Source organism: Crystallibacter permensis (assembly GCF_025960875.1).
GTDB classification, from domain to species: Bacteria; Actinomycetota; Actinomycetes; order Actinomycetales; family Micrococcaceae; genus Crystallibacter; species Crystallibacter permensis.
On sequence record NZ_JAODLR010000001.1, the window covers coordinates 357,936 to 375,713 of the forward strand.

Below are 17,778 nucleotides of genomic sequence, written 5' to 3' on the forward strand. Positions count from 1 at the left end.
GTGTCCGTTCCGGGTTCTGGCAGCCCCCGCCGAGGTGTCAGGCGACTGCCGCTTCCTCCACCGGCGCCTTCCGGAACAGGCTCCTGAACGTGAAGAACAGCGCTGCCGAAGTCGCCAGGACCAGCAGGGAAGCGAAGGCCAGGGTTGCCGGCTGCTCGGAGAACAGCAGGGGGATCCGCCGTCCCGGCGCAAGGATGGCGAACACGAAGGCAATCACCGTCCCGAGGTAGCTGCCGATCATGTTGCCCCGGTGCGCCTGGATGTTCCCGCGGATCGCGCTGACCAGACCGAGAGTTACGGTCAGGAGAGTGAAGGCGGAGAGGCCGTGCAGCCAGGTGAAGCCGCCGTCGGTCTGGATCCAGAAGCTGCTGATGCACAGGTAGTACATAGCGCCTATCCAGGTGAAGCCGATGGCCTTGTGCACCCGGTCCTTGGCACGGCGGAAGATGTTCATCGGGCCGAGCACCAGAACGTAGCCGGCCGCGATGGCGTGGGTGGCGATGAGCCAGTTCCAGGTTTCCATGGTTATAAGATAGTACTACTATCCACTGGTGTATACAGGATAGTTGCCGGCCGATTCGCTATCCGGAGGGAGCCCCTCATGCAGCTGAAAGAGTTGAGCCGGGCCAGCGGGGTGTCGGTGGCCAGCATCAAGTTCTACCTGCGCGAAGACCTGCTCAAGCCCGGGAACCCCGGCACTGCCAACCGCGCCGAGTACACGCAGGAGCACCTTGACCGGCTGGAACTCATCCGGCTGCTCCGGCAGGTGGTTGGCCTGGGGCTCGACAAGATCAAAACGCTGACCTCCGCCGTCGATAATCCCGAAGTGGACGTGATCAACCTGCTTGGCCTGGCGCAGGCGACGGTGCTGGGCCTGCCGGGCGAGGCGGTTCCGGACCACCGCTGGACCACGGAGCTGATGTCCGGCGGGCGCTGGCTGGATGCGCCCTCTCCCGCGCGGAGCTCGTTGAACGAGCTGTTCGGCCAGATGGAGGAGTTCGGCATGGCCCCTGACGCCGCGGTGCTCTCCGCCTATGCGGCCGCGGTGGATCAGGTGGCGGCCCTGGACATCGGCCATGTGGAGGAGCAGTCCACGCGGGACAAGATGGTCCGGACGGTTGCGGTGGGGACCTTTCTCTACAGCAAGCTGCTGCTGCGGATGCTCGCCCTGGCCCAGACCTCGCGGGCGATGCGGCGGTTCCCGGAAGGGGGACCTGCCGGGTCCGCCGCGGCGGATGCCAGCGATCGAACAACTAACGACGACGGCGGGGGCGCCGGCCGGCCCGAGAGCTAGGGAACCAAGTAGTCGCTGTCACGCGCATCGGTGATGAGCATGTGCCCGGGCGCGTGGCCGATCGCCAGGGCAGGACGTGACTCCATCACCGCAGCCTGCGGCGTGACACCGCAGGCCCAGAACACCGGAATGTGGCCCTGCGGAATCTGCACCGGGTCGCCGAAGTCGGGCCTGTCGAGGTCGTCGATGCCCAGCTCGGCGGGGTTGCCTACGTGGACGGGTGCGCCGTGGACGGCGGGGTAGCGGGACGTGATGCGCACGGCGTCGGCCACCCTGGAGGCGGGGATGGGCCGCATCGAAACCACCAGCGGGCCCGCGATGGATCCGGCCGGTTCGCAGCGCACGTTGGTCTTGTACATCGGCACGTTCACATTCTGGTCGATGTGCGCCACCGAGATGCCGCCCTCGCGCAGCGCCGATTCGAACGTGAATGAGCAGCCCACGATGAAAGTGACAAGGTCATCGCGCCAGTACTCGCTGATGTCGGTCGGTTCTGCCACCTTCTGTCCGTCAAGGTAGACCGTGTAGCGCGGCACGTCGGTGCGGATGTCTCCGCCCGCCAGCAGCGGACCGGTGACCTCGCCGGCGTCGAGCACTCCCAGGATCGGACACGACTTGGGGTTCCGCTGGGCGAAGAGCAGCACGTCGAAGGCAAGCTCGCGCGGCACGATCATCAGGTTCGCCTGGGCAAACCCGCGTGACCAACCGGCAGTTGATACGGCCAGGCCCGAGCGGAACATCGCGCGTGCCTCCGCCGGGGTGAGGGCGCCTCGGTCCTCGGACACGGAGACCGGATTCGCTACCTGCGCGTTCTCCATTTTCTGCATGTTCTCCATCTTCCTCTAGCTCATGATTTCTACGAGGCCGGTTAAGGAATTCCAGCCCAGGAACAGGGTCAAGAGCCAGGCCGTCACGCCCACGATCAGCAGCCACTTCGGGTACACATAGCCGTGCATCAGGTCCCGCCGGCGCCAGGCTACCCAGAGCAGAACGCCGAAGCCGACCGGCAGAATCAGGCCGTTGAATGCGCCGGCAAAGATGAGCAGCTGCTGCGGTGCCTGGCCCAGGAACATGTAGACCACGGCGCAGAACGCGATAAAGGCGACGGTGATGAGATTGCGCTTGCGGTCCGACGTTCCCGTGTGCGTCACGAAGGAAACGGAGGTGTAGGCGGCGCCGATCACGGAGGTCAAGGCGGCGGCCCAGAGCACGATGCCGAACATGCGCATGCCGATTTCGCCGGCAGCCGCGCCGAAAGCCTCGGCCGCCATGTTGTTGCTGGTCAGGGTTACGCCGCCGGCCACTACGCCGAGGATTGCCAGGAAGAGCAGTACGCGCATCACGCCGGTGACCAGGATTCCCAGGACCGAGCTGCGCGTAATTTCCCTGACATGCTCCACGCCAGTGGCCCCGGAGTCCAGCATGCGGTGGGCGCCGGCGTAGGTGATGTAGCCGCCCACTGTGCCGCCGATGAGCGTCGTGATGATCAGGAAGTCGACCTTTTCCGGCAGGAACGTATTCTTCAGTGCCTCGCCCAGCGGTGGGGCGGCGACAATAGCCACGTACAGCATCAGCAGGATCATCACTGCGCCGAGCAGCACCACAATCCGGTCCAGAGCGTAGCCCGCCCATTTGGAGAGGAAGATCAGGATCGCGATGGCGGCGGAGATGGCGCCGCCGATCTTCGGGTCCAGGCCCATCATGGCGTTGACGCCGAGGCCGGTGCCCGCGATGTTGCCGATGTTGAAGACCAGTCCGCCGAGGAACACCAGGCCGGCGAGGAACCAGCCCACCCCGGGAAGCACCTTGTTGCCGAGTTCCTGCGCGCGCATGCCGGAAATGCCGACCACGCGCCACACGTTCAGCTGGACGGCTATGTCCACCAGGATCGAGAGCAGGATGGCGAACGCGAACGCTGCACCTAGCTGCACCGTGAAGACAGTGGTCTGGGTAATGAAGCCCGGGCCGATGGCACTGGTGGCCATCAGGAACATGGCCCCCAGCAGCGCGGTGCGCTGGAGATTCGGCCGCACCTTGACCGGTTTCGTTTTTTCCATTGTCATTCCCATCTGGATTGGTGACCGCTGTCACAGAACGATGGAAAAGACACTACAGGTTGTTCAACAATCCGCGCAAGAGATTGTTCAACAAACTTTCGGAGAATTGTTGAACAATCTTGATTTATGGGGCATTCTTGATGGAGGAACCAACGAGACGGGTGTCACATCATGGCTTTTATTGACTTGAACAGCGACGTCGGAGAATCCTTCGGCAACTGGCAGATGGGCGACGACGCCGCCATCTTCCGTTCCGTATCCAGCGCCAACGTTGCCTGCGGCTTCCACGCCGGCGATCCGAGCACCATCGCCCAGACCTGCCGTGATGCCGTGGCCGCCGGAGTGACCATCGGCGCCCACGTCGGCTACCGGGATCTAGCCGGTTTCGGACGCCGGTTCCTGGACTGCACCCCGGCGGAACTGGCCGACGACGTGCTCTACCAGCTGGGAGCACTGCAGGCACTGGCCCGCGCGGCCGGAGCGGACATCCGCTACGTGAAGCCGCACGGCGCGCTGTACAACACCATCGTCCACCATGAGGGGCACGCCCAGGCCGTGGTCGACGCGGTCAGGGCCTTCGGGACCGACCTGCCGTTGCTGCTGCTGCCGGGCTCGCTGGCGCTGGCCAAGGCCGAGGCCGCGGGGCTTCGCGGCGTCGCCGAGGCCTTCGCGGACCGCGCGTACAATCCCGACGGCACGCTGGTCTCCCGCCGCGAACCCGGCGCCGTGCTGCACGATCCGGAGGTCGTCGTCGCGAACATGGTCCGGCTGGCGCAGGACGGCGAGATCGTCGCCGTCGACGGTTCCGTTGTTAAGGTACAGGCCGAGAGCATTTGCGTGCACGGAGACACCCCCGGCTCCGTGGCCATGGCAGCAGCCGTGCGCACCGGCCTGGAAGCCGCGGACGTCAGCGTCCGGAGTTTCGCGTGAGCGTCACCGGGCTCCGTTTCGCTGGCACGCGCGCCTTGCTCGTTGAGCTCTCGAGTCTCGACTCCGTGCTGGCCCTGCACGCGCACCTGCTCGGCTCTCCGCTGCCCGGCCAGATCGATGTGCTCGCCGCGGCGAGCACCGTGCTGATCAAATGCGATACCCGCGCCCACGCGCTCAAGGCGCGCGCCGCCGTCGAACGTCTGGAACTTGGTGCGGCCCCCGAAGCGTCGGGGGAGATTGTGGAAATCCCGGTAAATTACGACGGCGAGGACCTCGCCGAGGTCGCGCGGCTCACCGGTCTCAGCCCCGAGGGCGTGGTGAACGCGCACACCGGGCAGCTCTGGACCGCGGCCTTTGGCGGATTCGCCCCCGGCTTTGCGTACCTTGTGGGCGAAGACCACGTGCTCGACGTGCCGCGCCGGGACACTCCGCGCACCGCCGTGCCGGCCGGGGCCGTCGCGTTGGCCGGCGGCTATTCGGCGGTGTATCCGCGCAAGTCTCCCGGCGGCTGGCAGCTGATCGGGCACACCAGCACCGTGATGTGGGATCTTGACCGCGGCAACCCCGCCCTGATCCGGCCGCAGGACCGTGTCCGGTTTGTGCCCGCCCGCGAATCCATCGCCGCAGCATCCGAATCCGCCGCGCCCCACACCGAGGACTTGCAGCAAGAGCAGGGCGTTACGCAGCAACAGTTCGTGTCGCAATCAGCCGCCCAGACCGCAGCCGAGCCTCAAGCCCCCCAGCAATCCGGCAACACCGGGTCAGCCCTCGAAGTGGTTTCCCCGGGCCTGCGGTCGCTGCTGCAGGACCTTGGCCGACCCGGTCTGGGCGACCTCGGCGTGAGCGCGTCCGGCGCCGTGGACCAGTCGGCCGCACGCCAGGCCAACCGGCTGGTGGGCAATGGCAGCGGGGATGGCGTGATCGAGAATTTGTTTGGCTCCCTGGTGCTGCGTGCCCGTGGCGACCAGGTGCTGGCAGTCACCGGCGCCCGTGTGGAATTAGCCATCAGCCCGTCCACCCGCCGGCCAGCACAGGACGTGCCCTTCGCACTGCTCGACGGCGAAACGCTGGCCCTCGGCCCTGCCAGTACGGGCCTGCAGGCTTATGTCGCCGTGCGTGGCGGTATCGAGGTAGAGCCGGTGCTCGGCAGCCGCTCCACGGACACGATGTCCGGCCTCGGCCCCGCGCCGCTGGCGGCAGGTTCTGTGCTCCCGGTCGGCATAACAACAAACCGGCACGTCGTCGGTACCCCGGAGCCCTCCGCGCTCCGAGTCGCTGCAGGCGAAGCAGCCACGCTACGTATTACGGCAGGCCCCCGCGACGATTGGTTCGGTCCGGCCGGGCTCGAGCGGCTCACCGGCCAGCAGTGGATGGCCAGTTCCGCCTCGGACCGGATCGGCCTCCGCCTCGATCTGTCCGGTGGTGAAAACGACAGCGAGGGTGACGGCGATCGCGGCGGGGCCAACTCGGCCACCGGACCCGACGGCTCCGCAGCACCCGCGCCCCTGGCACGAATCCGCGACGGCGAGCTCAAGAGCGAAGGCGTTGTCGCCGGCTCCCTGCAGGTTCCGCCCTCCGGGATGCCGGTACTCTTCCTCGCCGATCATCCGGTGACGGGCGGGTATCCGGTGATTGCCGCCGTCGTACCTGAGGATCTGCCGGTGGCGGCGCAGCTGCCGCCCGGAACCACCATCCGCTTTGTCCTGGTCGACCCGGACACCCTGCAGCCGCCCGGCACCCCCGGCACCACGACTTCCGAGGAAGGACCCCGTCCATGAAAAAGGTTTTGATTGCCAATCGCGGCGAGATCGCCGTACGGGTTGCCCGCGCGTGCACTGATGCCGGGCTGGAGTCCGTGGCGGTGTACTCGGATCCGGATGCGGACGCGCTGCATGTGCGCCGGGCGGACGAGGCGTACTCGCTCGGCGGCCGCACCGGGGCCGAGACCTACCTGAACATTCCGAAGCTCATCGACGTCGCACGCCGCTCCGGTGCCGACGCAGTGCACCCCGGCTATGGTTTCCTCTCCGAAAATGCCGAGTTCGCCCAGGCCGTCGGCGATGCGGGCCTAGCCTGGATCGGCCCGACTCCGGAAGCCATCCGCGTGCTCGGCAACAAGGTCACCGCCCGCGAGATTGCCGTGCGGGTCGGCGCCCCGCTGGTGCCCGGAAGCGACGGGCCGGTGGCCAGCGCCGCCGAAGTGCTGGAGTTCGCGGAGCAATACGGCCTGCCGGTGGCCATCAAAGCTGCCTTCGGGGGCGGCGGCCGTGGGCTGAAGATCGCCCGCCGGATGGAGGACATCGAGGATGCGTTCGAGTCCGCCGTCCGCGAGGCCACCGTAGCCTTCGGGCGCGGCGAATGCTTCGTGGAACGGTTCCTGGACCGGCCCCGCCACGTCGAGGCCCAGGTGCTGGCCGACACGCACGGGAATGTTGTGGTGGTGGGTACGCGCGACTGCTCGCTGCAGCGGCGCAACCAGAAACTAGTGGAGGAGGCCCCCGCACCGTTCCTGACCGACGAACAGCGCCGGCAGATCCACGAGTCGGCCAAAGCGATCTGCCGCGAGGCCGGCTACCACGGCGCCGGCACAGTCGAATACCTGGTCGGCCAGGACGGCATCGTGTCCTTCCTCGAGGTCAACACCCGCCTGCAGGTGGAGCACCCGGTCACCGAGGAGACCACCGGCGTCGACCTGGTGCGCGAGCAGTTCCGCATCGCCGCGGGGGAGCCGCTGAGCCTCACCGAGGACCCGCAGCCCACCGGCCACGCCTTCGAATTCCGCCTCAACGCCGAAGATCCCGCCCGCGGTTTCCTGCCCGGGCCCGGCACCGTCACCGCGTTCGAGCCGCCCACCGGATCCGGCGTGCGCGTGGACTCGGGCGTGCGTTCCGGCTCGACCGTTCCAGGCGACTACGACTCGCTGATGGCCAAGCTGATCGTGCGCGGGGCGGACCGCGCCCAGGCCCTCCGCCGTGCCAAGGTTGCGCTGGACGAAATGGTGATTTCCGGCGTGCCCACGGTCTTGCCCTTCCACCGCGCGGTGGTCCGCGACGGCGACTTCACCAACAACGAGAAGTTCGGCGTCTACACCACCTGGATCGAAACCGAGTTCGCGGCCGTACTGGCGGCCTCACTCGAAATCGCGGCTGCGGAGCAGGGTGGCGAGCGGGAAGAGCTGACCATCGACGTCGACGGCAAGGCCATGCGCATCGGCTTGCCCGCCCAACTGCTGCACTCGCTGCTGCACGGCGGCGGCTCCGCCGCTCAAGTGCAACAGGACAACGACGACGCCGTGGGCGCCGAGGTTCTCGTCGCCCCGATGGCCGGCAACCTGGTCAAGTGGTTGGCCGACGACGGCGCCGAACTGGCCGCCGGTGACCCCGTCGCCGTGGTCGAGGCCATGAAAATGGAAACCACCATCTTCGCCCACCGGAACGGCACCTTGACGCGGGGCGGCCAGCAGCCGGGCACACCCATCGCGCAGGGCGAGGACCTGGGCCGTATTGGCTAGGTCCCGCAAGGCCGGACCGTGTACATTCCCTCCCTGATAGGTCGGTAGATTGGTGGCATGTCGTTGAACGCATCGCTGGCGGAAGAGTCCGCACGAGACCGCGCCGCCCACGCCCATACCGGGGCCTGGCTGGCCGGGCTGCTGCGCGAGAGGATCGCCGAGGGACACCTGCTGCCTGGCTCGAAGCTGTCCGAACAGGCTCTGGCCGACGCCTTCGGGGTCTCCCGTAACACGCTGCGCGAAGCCTTCACCGTCCTGGCCGGCGAACAGGTCGTCACCCGCATCCCCAACCGCGGCGTCCTGGTCGCCTCGCCGGGAGCCGAGGGAGTCCGCGAGATCTATCGCGTGCGCCGGATGCTGGAGCCTGCCGCCGTGCTCTGGGGACCTGAACTCGACGTCGCCGCCCTGAAGGCGATCGTTGCCGATGCCCGTGCGGCGCTGGCCCGGGGATCGGTGCCAGAGATGGCCGATGCCAACCAGCGCTTCCACGCCGAACTGGTCCGGGGCACCGGCAGCACGGACCTGCAGGAGTTGATGACCCGGGTGCTCGCCCGGATGCGCCTGGTCTTTCACTCGATGCGCCATGCGCCCGACTTCCACAGCCACTACGTAGAGCTCAACGCCGGACTGGTGGACCTGCTGGCCGAAGGGCGCCGCGAGGAAGCCGCCGAGGCGCTGCGCGGCTACCTCGACCAGGCCGAAGCCGAACTGCTTGAGCACCTCGAAGCTTGATATTCAGAAAACCCAGCGCAGCTGTCTAGAACACCCTGCGCAGCCAGGGGATTCTCAGGGCTGTGTACGAGAGGATGAAGGCGCCGACGGTGGCCGCCGTGAACTTGAACGTCATGGTGGCCAGCGTAGGCTGCAGGTCTTCGCCGAGGACCTTGAAGGTCAGCCAAGTCAGGATCAGGTAGTGGTTCAGGAAGACACCGAACGCCGCATTAGACATCGCCAGAATGAACTGCGCCAGCCGCGGCACGGGCCGCCAGTCCTTGAGCAGGTGGAACACGGATGTGAAGATGCACAGCGCCGCCAGCGTCACGCCGAGCCCGACATAGCTGGACGGCGTGATGACGTTCAGCACCGGCGTCGAGTCCTGGTTGATCCAGTGCCAGATGTTGAAGATCGAAAGTACGACGGCGGCGCCTCCTAGCGTGGCCGCGGTGCGTATGCTGATGGTCATCTGGGCGAGGACCCAGCCGGCCATGAAGTAGCCCAGGTAGGGGAACCACTGGGTCAGCATGTTCCAGGGGTATTGCCACCCGAGCTCGGCCTGGATGCTGGCGGCCTGGGCCATGAAGAGAAGCAGAATCAAAGCCAGCACAACCGCCGTCGTTCTTGTGGCTTTGCGAAGGCTGACGCTGTGAAGGTAGCGGGCTAGGGGAGGGGCCGCGAGGTACAGGCCGAGGATGAGCCAGAGGAAATACAGGTGCGGGTAGACCGAGGTGTTGAAGACGTCGGCGAGGGTTTCGGCCGGGTGCAGTTCGCGGCCGAGGATCAGCCAGTTGCCCACGAAGATATAGACCAGGTGCCAGAAGATCAGCGCGGGCACGAGCCGGAGCGCGCGCTTGCGGTAGAAGTCGCCGGCGCCGGTCGTGTGGGCGCGCGGGGCCAGGGTGAGCGTGCCGGAGATTATCACGAAGACCGGGACCACCCAGATGAACGCGATGTCGATGACCGCCGCCGGGAGCCAGTCCCGCTGGTTGCGGGCGCTGTCGTCCCCGGCCAGTTCGCCGAAGGAATGGATGGCTACGACGCCGACAATGCTGACGATGCGCAGCAGATCCAACGCGTAATTGCGCGCCCTGGCAGGCGTCGCTGCCGGGGCCGGCTCGGTGGATTCCGGCTGGCCGACAGGCTGGACAGGTTCGGCCATAGGCCCCAATCTATCAAGCATGACATTTCATCCATCTCGATATCTGGGACCACGAACAGGTAAGTCCACTTCCCGAGGGATGCCCGCGATCCTGGACGCACCAGGGGCGGTGGTTTCGATCTCGAACAAGCGCGACGTCGTGGCCGGTACCTGTGGCGTCCGCGGGAGGCCACGGCCTCGGTGGTGTGTGTTCGATCCGCAGAAGATCGCCAAGAGGTACCGCGCAGGTGGTGGAACCCGCGCTCCGTCACCGACGAAGAGAAGGCCTATAAGCTCAAGCAGCACTTCTCTGTCGGTCCACGCGTGCCGGGTTTCAAACCGGATGCCTACTTCGCGCCCAAAGCCGAAGACATCCTCTCCTCGTACTTCCTCGCCGCCGCCTTGGCGGGCTGCCCATCGCGCAGGTCTACCTGTGGGGGACGGAGCAGGTTAACCGCGAACCAATCAACATCCTCAAGACATATGACTACGAGCTGCAGTACAAAGGCCTGGAATCCACGCTGGAACTGGGCGATAAGCAGCTCGCGACCGTATCTTCGGCACCGCGGACAAAATGATCCAGTGCCTCAAAAGCCGGAACACGCTGCGCTGGGTTGCCCCTTCCGGTGGCGCAACCGTGGTCACGGACACCCGGCCCCGGTTCAATCCGAATGCCTTCGCTGGCTCCGCCGCACCGCTCGCCACGGCACTGACTTTTGCCATCGCTGAAGCCATGGAAGAACGCGCCGAACGCAGCGGCGGCCGCCTGCCCAAGCCTGCACTGTCCGCCCTGGACGAGTTGGCCAACGTCGTCCGCCGGGCGGGCTGTCGGACCGGTTCAGCCACTATGGCTCCAAGGGCCTGATCGTCATGGGCATCCTGCAGTCCTGGTCCCAGGGCGTGGAGCTGTGGCGGGGGAGGCGAACATGCGCAAAATCTGGTCCGCCGCGAACGTCAAGGTCTTCGGCCGGGGAGTGGCTGAAGAAGGATTCCTCCGCGCACTCTCGGACCGGGTCCAGCTGCTCATGGCAGGAAGGCAAGGAACGCATCTTCGACGTCTCCAACCTCACGGAACTCGACCGCGGCCGCGCCGACAGCTAATCCTCGGGTCACGAAGTAAGGAAGCACCTCCCTCGTAGATGATGATTTCGGATTGTTCGATACCGACACTCCCGCACCCACTCGCGGAATGGGCGGGCACGAAACCCGGGAAGGCACCGAAGCTCTTCTACGGCTCGGCCGAAGAATTCCCACACGAGCAGACGTTGCCGACCTACGTCCGCAGCGTCACCGGGAAAACGGCCAAGTGGTGCACCGAGTGGTACTTCCACCCCGAGGCAGTCTCGCGTGTCGCGGCCGTGTGGCGCTCCTGGGAACATCTGCGCCTCGACCCGGCCACCGTCATGAGCGTCTGGTGGCGCGACCACGCCGACCACCACATGAGAGTCCTACCGGACCCGAAGGACAGTTCTACAACTGCGATATGAAAGAGCACCGCGACCCCGAACACCTGAAACCAAGAAAGCACCTGACGGCTGGTTTCACGGCGCACGGATAAAAGCTGCCTAGAACACGATGCTCACGAAAGGGGGGGGACCACCGACAGGCAGCTACGCGGGCATTTTTGATGAGACAACAGTGATGATGCAATTAGCTGGTTTACGGGCCTGACCCTTGAGTCAACAGGCACTGCCTGCCACGCTTGAGTGGGCTTGGATCGGGTTAGTAAAGCGGGTGGCCGGTGGCGGTCGCTTCTTGTGCCTTCTTATGGAACCACTCGATATGCTCTTGCAGGAGTCGTGCCGCGATCTCTCCCTCGTGTGCCTGGCCGGCACCGAAGATGCTGTGGTGCTGGGACTGAAGCGTGGATATGACGTCGGGCCAGTCTTCCATGGCGTCCATTGCATCTTTGACGTAGCCGACGGTGGCGACGCTGAGAGATTCCATCATGGTGGCGACCACTGCGTTTCCGGCGAGCGAGCTTAGTGCCACATGGAACCTGGCGTCCAGTTCATGAAACGTCGCCCGGTTGATGCCATGGTTGTCCATGGCGTGCAGCAGTTGGACTGCCTGCTCCAGATCTTCCTCACCGCCGCCTCGGTTCGCCCCGACCCGTGCGGTCCACGTCTCGAGTAGGATGCGTGTCTCGACAATGTCCTCCACCGGCAGCCGGCGGCCTGGCGACGTGCAGCCGCAGTGCGGACGACAGACCCGCGGAGGGGTTAGAAACGACGATTGCACCGGAAGTGGGTCCGGATCCGACAGAGCTGCGCAGTATTCCCATGGCGTCAAGTACCCGGATGGCTTCCCGTACTGACGCCCGAGAGATGCCGTAGGTTTGGGCGAGGGTTCGTTCGCCCGGGAGACGGTCCCCGACTTTGATTTTGTCCGAGCGTAAGTCCGTTTCGATGTCCTTCAGGAGAGCGTCATGGGTGCGACGGCGGGGTGTTGATCCTGCTTCGGCGGTTATCACGGGTGGTTCCTTATGGGCGGGGTGCGGGCCACGGGGCCGCACACTAGGTTATGAATAGGCAGAACGCTAAGGCAGCATGAAGCCCAGAATAGGAGTGGACTGTAACTAGGAGAGGATGCAGAGTATCAGCAGCAGTGCGCCAGCTTCTGCGGGTTCGCTTCCGGGCCGAGGTAGCGGGCGTCGAGCTGCTTCTCGATCCGCGGCTGGCGGGCGAGCAGCCAGTCCATCGCCGCGTACGCCTCGCCCGTGGTCGCCGGGCCCAGGTCCGCGGCTAGGGTGGTGTCCTCGAACCAGCGCAGCGACGCCAGTTTCGAGGCCGGTGCGCAGACCCGGGCGGTGATCAGGCCCAACGCGATGTCGCGTTCCCGGCAGCCCGGGCCGAGCATCTCCTCGAATCCCAGGCTGCGGGCCATCCGCGCCACGGCCCTCGACGTGGCCGGCCGACAGCGCATCGAGGGTTCGCCAGCGTCGTGTTTGACTTTGCCGCCGTCCCGGTAGGAACGGCGCAGCAGCCCTGTGGGTGCGGAATGGTGCTCCATTGCCGCCTGCCTGCGCTCGACCGCCCTCTTATGGAGGTGCTGACCGCTCAGTTGGGACCGCGATTAGCTCTCGACAGTAGAAGCGACGGTGTCCTCGGTGGGCATAACCTTGACTAATTCTGAGGCGGCGTGTTCGAGGTGCTGGCGTAATCTAGCCTCGGCCAATTCGGGGTCGCCGGCGCGCATCGCCTGTACGATCTGCTCGTGCTCGTCCCAGGCTCTGGTGGAGACCTCTTTGAGATGGAGGACCTGGACCATGGCTCGCTCGACGGTCGACCATACCGGCATGATCGAACGCCGGAAGAACGAATTCCCCGTGGCATCGAGAATCGACATGTGGAAATCGCGGTCCGCGGCCAGAAGCTGCGCTGGCCCGTACGCCAGGACCAGCGACTTATGCGCCTCCACCACTTTGTCGATCCTGGCCAGTCCCCAGCCGGGCTGATGCTCGGCGACGTGTCGGACCGCGCGGGATTCGAGCGCTCCGCGCACCTCGAACACGTCGCGCAGATCGCGTTCCGTGAACTGGCGCACCGCGACGCCGCCGCCCGGCACTACTTCAAGCAGCCCTTCGGCCACCAGTTCCGCGGTCGCGGTGCGGATCGGCATGCGGCTCACACCGAGCTGCCGGGCCAGTTGCACTTGATTGAGCCGGGAACCTGACGGTATCTCGCCCAGTGCGATCGCCAATCGAAGCCGGTCGCGCACACCACGGACCAAAGCCGTGGTGTCGCGTGGGGGCAACTCGCCGAGTACCGAATCTCCGGGGCCGAAGCCTAGCAGATCAGCGCCCTCGACTATTTGCTCAGACATTGGTTAACCTCCCGCTGTGTCAGTGGACGCTGGGCGGCGATGGATAATCCCACACAGCGACGGTCGTGCAGGCCGCTGGCGACCCTAACACAACAGTATACTGCCAGTGCGTGATTCTGGATCCAAGATCCATGCGTTTTTTGGGGATCAGACTGCAGGAACGGGATTTACCGATGGACGAGCTGTGGAACAGAGCACCAAAGGACTACGAGGAGGTCCTGTTCAGACGAAGCTTTACTACGTTGTTTGGATTAAGCAGGGACCGCTACCATTTCAGAATCCTTATAGAGAACCGACCGGAATGAGCGGTCGACGCGGGCGGCCCACCGCCCATGACGGTATTCAACTTCGATGGGATGCTTGAAAGCCGCCGTGATGTTCTCGCTGCTAATTGTCTTCGCTGCCGGCCCTGCGGCAACCGTCTGACCGTCGGCGATTACCAGGGCATGGCTGGTAGTTGCTGGCAGTTCTTCCAGGTGGTGGGTGACCAGGACGGATGCCATGTTTGGGTGGGTTCGAGTCAGGATGTCGATGGTTTCCAGCAGTTGTTCCCGGGCGGCGATGTCCAGTCCGGTGCAGGGTTCATCAAGCAGTAGCAGCTTTGGAGCGGTGATAAGAGCCCGGGCGATCAAGGTCCGTCCGCGCTCCCCTTGGGACAGGGTCGGCCAGCATGCTGCTGCCTTGTGGATAAGGCCCATTTCGTCGAGCAGGGCATCGGCGCTGTTAGATTCTTCGGGGGTGGGCTTCCATCGTGCCGACAAATGGTTGCTACCAGTTAGGCCAGTGAGGACGACCTGTCGGATCGTCAGAGGCGAAAGGATGTTGTGTCGCGGGTTAACGTGACCGATGAAACGGCGCAGGGCCTGCAGTTCCACCCTGCCCAGGCGTTCACCCAGTACCCGGACTGTTCCTGAACTTGGGTGGTTCACGGCTCCACAGAGTCCCATCAAGGTGCTTTTTCCCGCCCCGTTCGCACCAAGCAATGCCCAGTGCTCTCCCACTCCGACAGACAATGAAACCCCGCTGATGATTTCCTGACTTTCACGGCGGAAGGTTACATCCTCCAGCTCAAGTACACGTTCACTGTTCGGCTGATTGTTCATACGTACGCCTCCTAGGCTTTGTCGCTGGCACCCGGTCTGGTGCTCTCAACCTCGGTGCCGATAAATCGGGCATTACATAGTCAACGCCCCCTCCGCGGTGAAGCAGCTCTGGCGTCCTCAGCTTACCCGGGCGGTTTTAGCGCCCAGGTTCCGGCGGTGCGTTCTTCGACCCACTGACCCGGCCCGACCTTGGGCCCGAGTCATGGCCGTGACGGTAGCTCCTCGCCGGCTTAATGGCGTTATCGTGCGATGATAACGTCGAGCCTCCGTGGGCCGTGAACGCCTTCGACGCGTTCGAGTTCGATGTCGCTCGTAGCGCTCGGTCCGCTGATCATCGTGAGGGGCCGGGTTCCGTCGATCCGGCGTAGCGCCTCTGGCAGGATGCCGACAATGTCGGTGGCCTTCACGACGCAGATATGGTGGTCTGGGACTAGGCTGATGGCGCGGCGGCCCTGGTTCGGGCTGCCATCCAAGATAATGGTCCCGGTTACGGCGACGGCGACAGCGCTGCCGGTCACGACGGCGTCAATGCCGTCGAGTTCCGCAACGGTCAACGGTGCGGAGTCGGAATCGAACCGGCCGCGGCCAGCGCCGCGTACGTCGTCAAGTTTTGCGAGCCAGCCGCCGTCGAGCCCGGTGGGCACAACGTAGCTGTGCGCGGAGGCGAGGAGTTCTGCAATCCGTGCCGACACCTGGGCGGCCTCGACCACGCAGACCTGTGCCTTGTAGTCGATCAGGCGGTCCACCAACAGCTCGATCAGTGCCTCTTCGTCCAGCCCGGAACTTTTCCGGTATCCGCGTGGAATCTGGGGGGCCTCCGGGTTGTCTTTAAGTGCGGCGCGGATTCGGCCTAGGATTTCTTCGCGTGCGCTCATCGCTGGTCCTCCTTTTCGGGTGAGGGGGCGGGGGCGGCGTCGATCTTTGGTCTCCGGTGTTCCTTCGCCCACCAGGTGCGGAAAGACTGCGGCGGGGGCGCCGGGATGTCCCGGCTTTGAGTCCAGCCGGCGGCGATGCCAGGCAGCTTGGTGATTTTCTTAGCGGGGCCGGTTGCCAGACGCCCCAGAGGCAGGCCCTTTTCGAGCAGGCCCAGCCGCTTACCCGAGGACAGTGCCCAGGAGGCGGCCTTCATCCCCGCGTCCATCTGAGTGGGTATTTTCTTTTTCCCGCGCTTGCTGTCCACATCCAGGCTGCGCAAGTGCACGAGGATGTCGGGGATGTTGATTTTTACCGGGCAGGCGTCGTAGCAGGCTCCACATAGTGAGGAAGCATAGGGCAGAGAATTGTTCTCTTCGGCCTGGATGCCTGTCATCAGCGGTGAGAGGATCGCCCCGATGGGGCCGGGGTAGGTGGAGCCGTAGGCGTGTCCGCCGGTTCGCTCGTACACAGGGCAGACGTTCATACAGGCGCTGCAGCGGATGCAGTGCAAGGCAGAGCGTCCCATCTCATCGGCGAGGGCGGCGCTGCGGCCGTTATCGAGGAGCACCAGGTGCACGGTCTGGGGCCCATCGCCTTCGGTGACGCCGGTCCAGAGCGACGTGTACGGGTTCATCCGTTCCCCGGTGGAGGAGGGCGGGAGTAACTGCATGAAGACTTCAAGGTCCTGCCAGGTGGGCAGCAGCTTCTCCACGCCCATGACGGTGATCAGCGTCTCGGGCAAAGTCAGGCACATGCGGCCGTTGCCCTCTGACTCAACGACGGCGAGGGTGCCGGAATCGGCAAGCGCAAAGTTGGCGCCGGACACCGCCACCCTGGCAGTGAGGAACTTGCGGCGGAGATGTGCCCGAGCGGCCGCGGCCAGCACGGCCGGGTCGTCGGTAAGCTTCGGATCCACGCTGGGCATTTCCCGCAGGAAGATATCGCGGATTTCGGTGCGGTTCTTGTGGATCGCTGGGACGAGGATGTGGCTGGGTTTGTCGTGGTCAAGCTGGACAATGAGCTCGGCCAGGTCGGTTTCGAAGGCACTTATCCCCTGCCCCTCAAGGTACTCGTTGAGGCCTATTTCCTGCGTGGCCATGGACTTGATCTTGACCACTTCGGTTTCGCCGGTCTCCCGGATCAGTCCGGCCACGATGGCGTTTGCTTCGCCCGCATCTCGGGCCCAGTGGATGACGCCGCCTCGGGACGTGAAGTTTTCCTCGAACTGTTCGAGGAGTTCTGGCAGTCGTGCCATCACAGCTTCCTTAATGGCGGACCCGGTGTCGCGCAGGTGCTCCCAGTCGGGCAGTTCGGAGATCACCTGTATCCGCTTGTCGCGGATGGTGTGGGTGGCGTGGCCGAGGTTGACCCGGAGCTGGGCGTTGCCGAGCTCGCGGTGAGCGGCCTTCGGGAAGGACTCGGAGGCGTGCAGGTTGCCGGTGCCATAGACCGGGAGGGAGGGCATGCCCAGGAAGGTGCTCATCGTGTTGCCTTTCGGGTTGAGACACGTATATCGCCGGTGACGGACGCCGGTTCCTCCACAGTGCTGGCAAGGATTTCTGCAAGATGCAGGGTGGTGACATCACTGCCTTGGCGGGAGAGGCCGCCGCCGATGTGCATCAGGCAGGAGGCGTCGCCGCCGGCGCATAGAGTGGCGCCAGTGGCGATGATTTTGGCTGTTTTGTCCTTTAGCATGGCGGAGGAGACATCGGCGTTCTTCATCGAGAACGTCCCACCGAAGCCGCAGCACTGGTCAGCTTCCGGCAGTTCCGCTAATTCGATCCCCACGACGCTGCCCAGCAGCTGAGCCTGACGGTCCCCGAGCCGGAGCAGGCGCATACCGTGGCAGCTGGGGTGGTACGTAACGCGGTGCGGGAAGTAGGAGCCGAGCTGGCCGCCGGCGTCGGTGATACCGAGAACGTCCACGAGTAGTTCGGAGAGTTCATAGACCTTCGCACCGACTGCGGTGGCGCGTTCTTCCAAGGCGGTGTCTCCGCACGATCGGGCGACCATGGGGTGCTGGTGCTTCACTGAGGCAACGCATGAACCTGACGGGGCGACGGCGACATCGTAATCCTCGGCGTCGAATGCAGCGACGTGGTTTGCGATGACAGGGACTGCCTCCTTAAGGTAGCCGCTGTTGACATGCATCTGCCCGCAGCAGGCCTGGCCTGACGGGAACACAACTTCGTGCCCCAGCCGTTCCAGGATCTTCACGGTAGCCCGCGCTGTGGCGGGGTACATCGCATCCACGATGCACGTAGCGAACAAAGCGATTCGCATGGGAA

The 17,778-nt window shown here is 65.0% G+C and carries 20 protein-coding genes; 8 read left to right on the forward strand and 12 right to left on the reverse strand.

The window, feature by feature from the left end:
- Positions 1-37: 37 nt before the first annotated feature.
- Positions 38-523 (reverse strand): DUF2306 domain-containing protein, encoded by a 486-nt coding sequence (locus B0G38_RS01720; protein ID WP_264667826.1) that lies wholly within the window; start codon positions 521-523, stop codon positions 38-40.
- Between the two features lie 78 nt (positions 524-601).
- Between B0G38_RS01720 and B0G38_RS01725 the strand changes: the two genes are divergently transcribed.
- Positions 602-1,294, forward strand: a complete 693-nt coding sequence (locus B0G38_RS01725; protein WP_264667827.1) for a MerR family transcriptional regulator — start codon at positions 602-604, stop codon at positions 1,292-1,294.
- On the opposite strand, the gene B0G38_RS01730 is transcribed toward B0G38_RS01725, so the two are convergent.
- Together B0G38_RS01730 and B0G38_RS01735 are read right to left on the reverse strand one after the other, a co-directional pair.
- Complete coding sequence (locus tag B0G38_RS01730) at positions 1,291-2,112, reverse strand: putative hydro-lyase (protein WP_264667979.1); 822 nt, start codon at positions 2,110-2,112, stop codon at positions 1,291-1,293. The two genes, B0G38_RS01725 and B0G38_RS01730, sit on opposite strands and share 4 nt — an antisense overlap.
- A 24-nt stretch (positions 2,113-2,136) precedes the next feature.
- Positions 2,137-3,351, reverse strand: a complete 1,215-nt coding sequence (locus B0G38_RS01735) for an NRAMP family divalent metal transporter (protein WP_264667828.1) — start codon at positions 3,349-3,351, stop codon at positions 2,137-2,139.
- A 171-nt stretch (positions 3,352-3,522) separates the two neighbouring features.
- On the opposite strand from B0G38_RS01735, the gene B0G38_RS01740 reads away from it, so the two are divergent.
- The 4 genes from B0G38_RS01740 to B0G38_RS01755 are packed head-to-tail and all read left to right on the forward strand — an operon-like array spanning position 3,523 to position 8,524.
- Complete coding sequence (locus B0G38_RS01740) at positions 3,523-4,281, forward strand: LamB/YcsF family protein (protein ID WP_264667829.1); 759 nt, start codon at positions 3,523-3,525, stop codon at positions 4,279-4,281.
- Complete coding sequence (locus B0G38_RS01745; RefSeq protein ID WP_264667830.1) at positions 4,278-6,059, forward strand: 5-oxoprolinase subunit B/C family protein; 1,782 nt, start codon at positions 4,278-4,280, stop codon at positions 6,057-6,059. Before B0G38_RS01740 ends, B0G38_RS01745 begins: the two co-directional genes overlap by 4 nt.
- The gene (locus tag B0G38_RS01750; protein ID WP_264667831.1) at positions 6,056-7,792 is read left to right on the forward strand and encodes an acetyl/propionyl/methylcrotonyl-CoA carboxylase subunit alpha; all 1,737 of its coding nucleotides are present in this window, start codon (positions 6,056-6,058) and stop codon (positions 7,790-7,792) included. Before B0G38_RS01745 ends, B0G38_RS01750 begins: the two co-directional genes overlap by 4 nt.
- Before the next feature lie 57 nt (positions 7,793-7,849).
- Positions 7,850-8,524: a GntR family transcriptional regulator gene (locus B0G38_RS01755; protein WP_264667832.1), complete on the forward strand. Its 675-nt coding sequence runs from the start codon at positions 7,850-7,852 to the stop codon at positions 8,522-8,524.
- 25 nt (positions 8,525-8,549) lie between these two features.
- On the opposite strand, the gene B0G38_RS01760 is transcribed toward B0G38_RS01755, so the two are convergent.
- The gene (locus B0G38_RS01760; protein ID WP_264667833.1) at positions 8,550-9,689 is read right to left on the reverse strand and encodes an acyltransferase; all 1,140 of its coding nucleotides are present in this window, start codon (positions 9,687-9,689) and stop codon (positions 8,550-8,552) included.
- Positions 9,690-10,284: 595 nt separating this feature from the next.
- Here B0G38_RS01760 and B0G38_RS01765 point away from each other — a divergent pair.
- The 3 genes from B0G38_RS01765 to B0G38_RS01770 are packed head-to-tail and all read left to right on the forward strand — an operon-like array spanning position 10,285 to position 11,134.
- Positions 10,285-10,512, forward strand: coding sequence for a type IV secretory system conjugative DNA transfer family protein (locus B0G38_RS01765; RefSeq protein ID WP_264667834.1), 228 nt, complete (start codon positions 10,285-10,287; stop codon positions 10,510-10,512).
- Positions 10,512-10,748: a hypothetical protein gene (locus B0G38_RS23275; RefSeq protein WP_413542015.1), complete on the forward strand. Its 237-nt coding sequence runs from the start codon at positions 10,512-10,514 to the stop codon at positions 10,746-10,748. Before B0G38_RS01765 ends, B0G38_RS23275 begins: the two co-directional genes overlap by 1 nt.
- A gap of 38 nt (positions 10,749-10,786) precedes the next feature.
- Positions 10,787-11,134: a DUF4913 domain-containing protein gene (locus B0G38_RS01770; RefSeq protein WP_319801214.1), complete on the forward strand. Its 348-nt coding sequence runs from the start codon at positions 10,787-10,789 to the stop codon at positions 11,132-11,134.
- A gap of 235 nt (positions 11,135-11,369) precedes the next feature.
- On the opposite strand, the gene B0G38_RS23190 is transcribed toward B0G38_RS01770, so the two are convergent.
- The 8 genes from B0G38_RS23190 to B0G38_RS01805 form a co-directional block, all read right to left on the reverse strand.
- Positions 11,370-11,810: a FadR/GntR family transcriptional regulator gene (locus B0G38_RS23190; RefSeq protein WP_319801215.1), complete on the reverse strand. Its 441-nt coding sequence runs from the start codon at positions 11,808-11,810 to the stop codon at positions 11,370-11,372.
- Complete coding sequence (locus B0G38_RS23195; RefSeq protein ID WP_319801216.1) at positions 11,734-12,162, reverse strand: FadR/GntR family transcriptional regulator; 429 nt, start codon at positions 12,160-12,162, stop codon at positions 11,734-11,736. Before B0G38_RS23195 ends, B0G38_RS23190 begins: the two co-directional genes overlap by 77 nt.
- Positions 12,163-12,245: 83 nt before the next feature.
- A complete protein-coding gene (locus tag B0G38_RS01780; protein WP_264667835.1) occupies positions 12,246-12,659 on the reverse strand; it encodes a hypothetical protein in 414 nt (137 codons plus the stop codon).
- A gap of 63 nt (positions 12,660-12,722) precedes the next feature.
- A complete protein-coding gene (locus tag B0G38_RS01785; RefSeq protein WP_264667836.1) occupies positions 12,723-13,472 on the reverse strand; it encodes a GntR family transcriptional regulator in 750 nt (249 codons plus the stop codon).
- Between the two features lie 251 nt (positions 13,473-13,723).
- Positions 13,724-14,575 (reverse strand): ABC transporter ATP-binding protein, encoded by an 852-nt coding sequence (locus tag B0G38_RS01790; protein ID WP_264667837.1) that lies wholly within the window; start codon positions 14,573-14,575, stop codon positions 13,724-13,726.
- A gap of 239 nt (positions 14,576-14,814) precedes the next feature.
- A complete protein-coding gene (locus B0G38_RS01795; RefSeq protein ID WP_264667839.1) occupies positions 14,815-15,450 on the reverse strand; it encodes a LutC/YkgG family protein in 636 nt (211 codons plus the stop codon).
- The gene (locus B0G38_RS01800; RefSeq protein ID WP_264667840.1) at positions 15,447-16,973 is read right to left on the reverse strand and encodes a LutB/LldF family L-lactate oxidation iron-sulfur protein; all 1,527 of its coding nucleotides are present in this window, start codon (positions 16,971-16,973) and stop codon (positions 15,447-15,449) included. Before B0G38_RS01800 ends, B0G38_RS01795 begins: the two co-directional genes overlap by 4 nt.
- Positions 16,970-17,773 carry a (Fe-S)-binding protein gene (locus tag B0G38_RS01805; RefSeq protein WP_264667841.1) on the reverse strand — a complete coding sequence of 268 codons (804 nt, stop codon included), beginning with the start codon at positions 17,771-17,773 and terminating at the stop codon, positions 16,970-16,972. The genes B0G38_RS01800 and B0G38_RS01805 overlap by 4 nt, the downstream gene beginning before the upstream one ends.
- Positions 17,774-17,778: the final 5 nt, after the last annotated feature.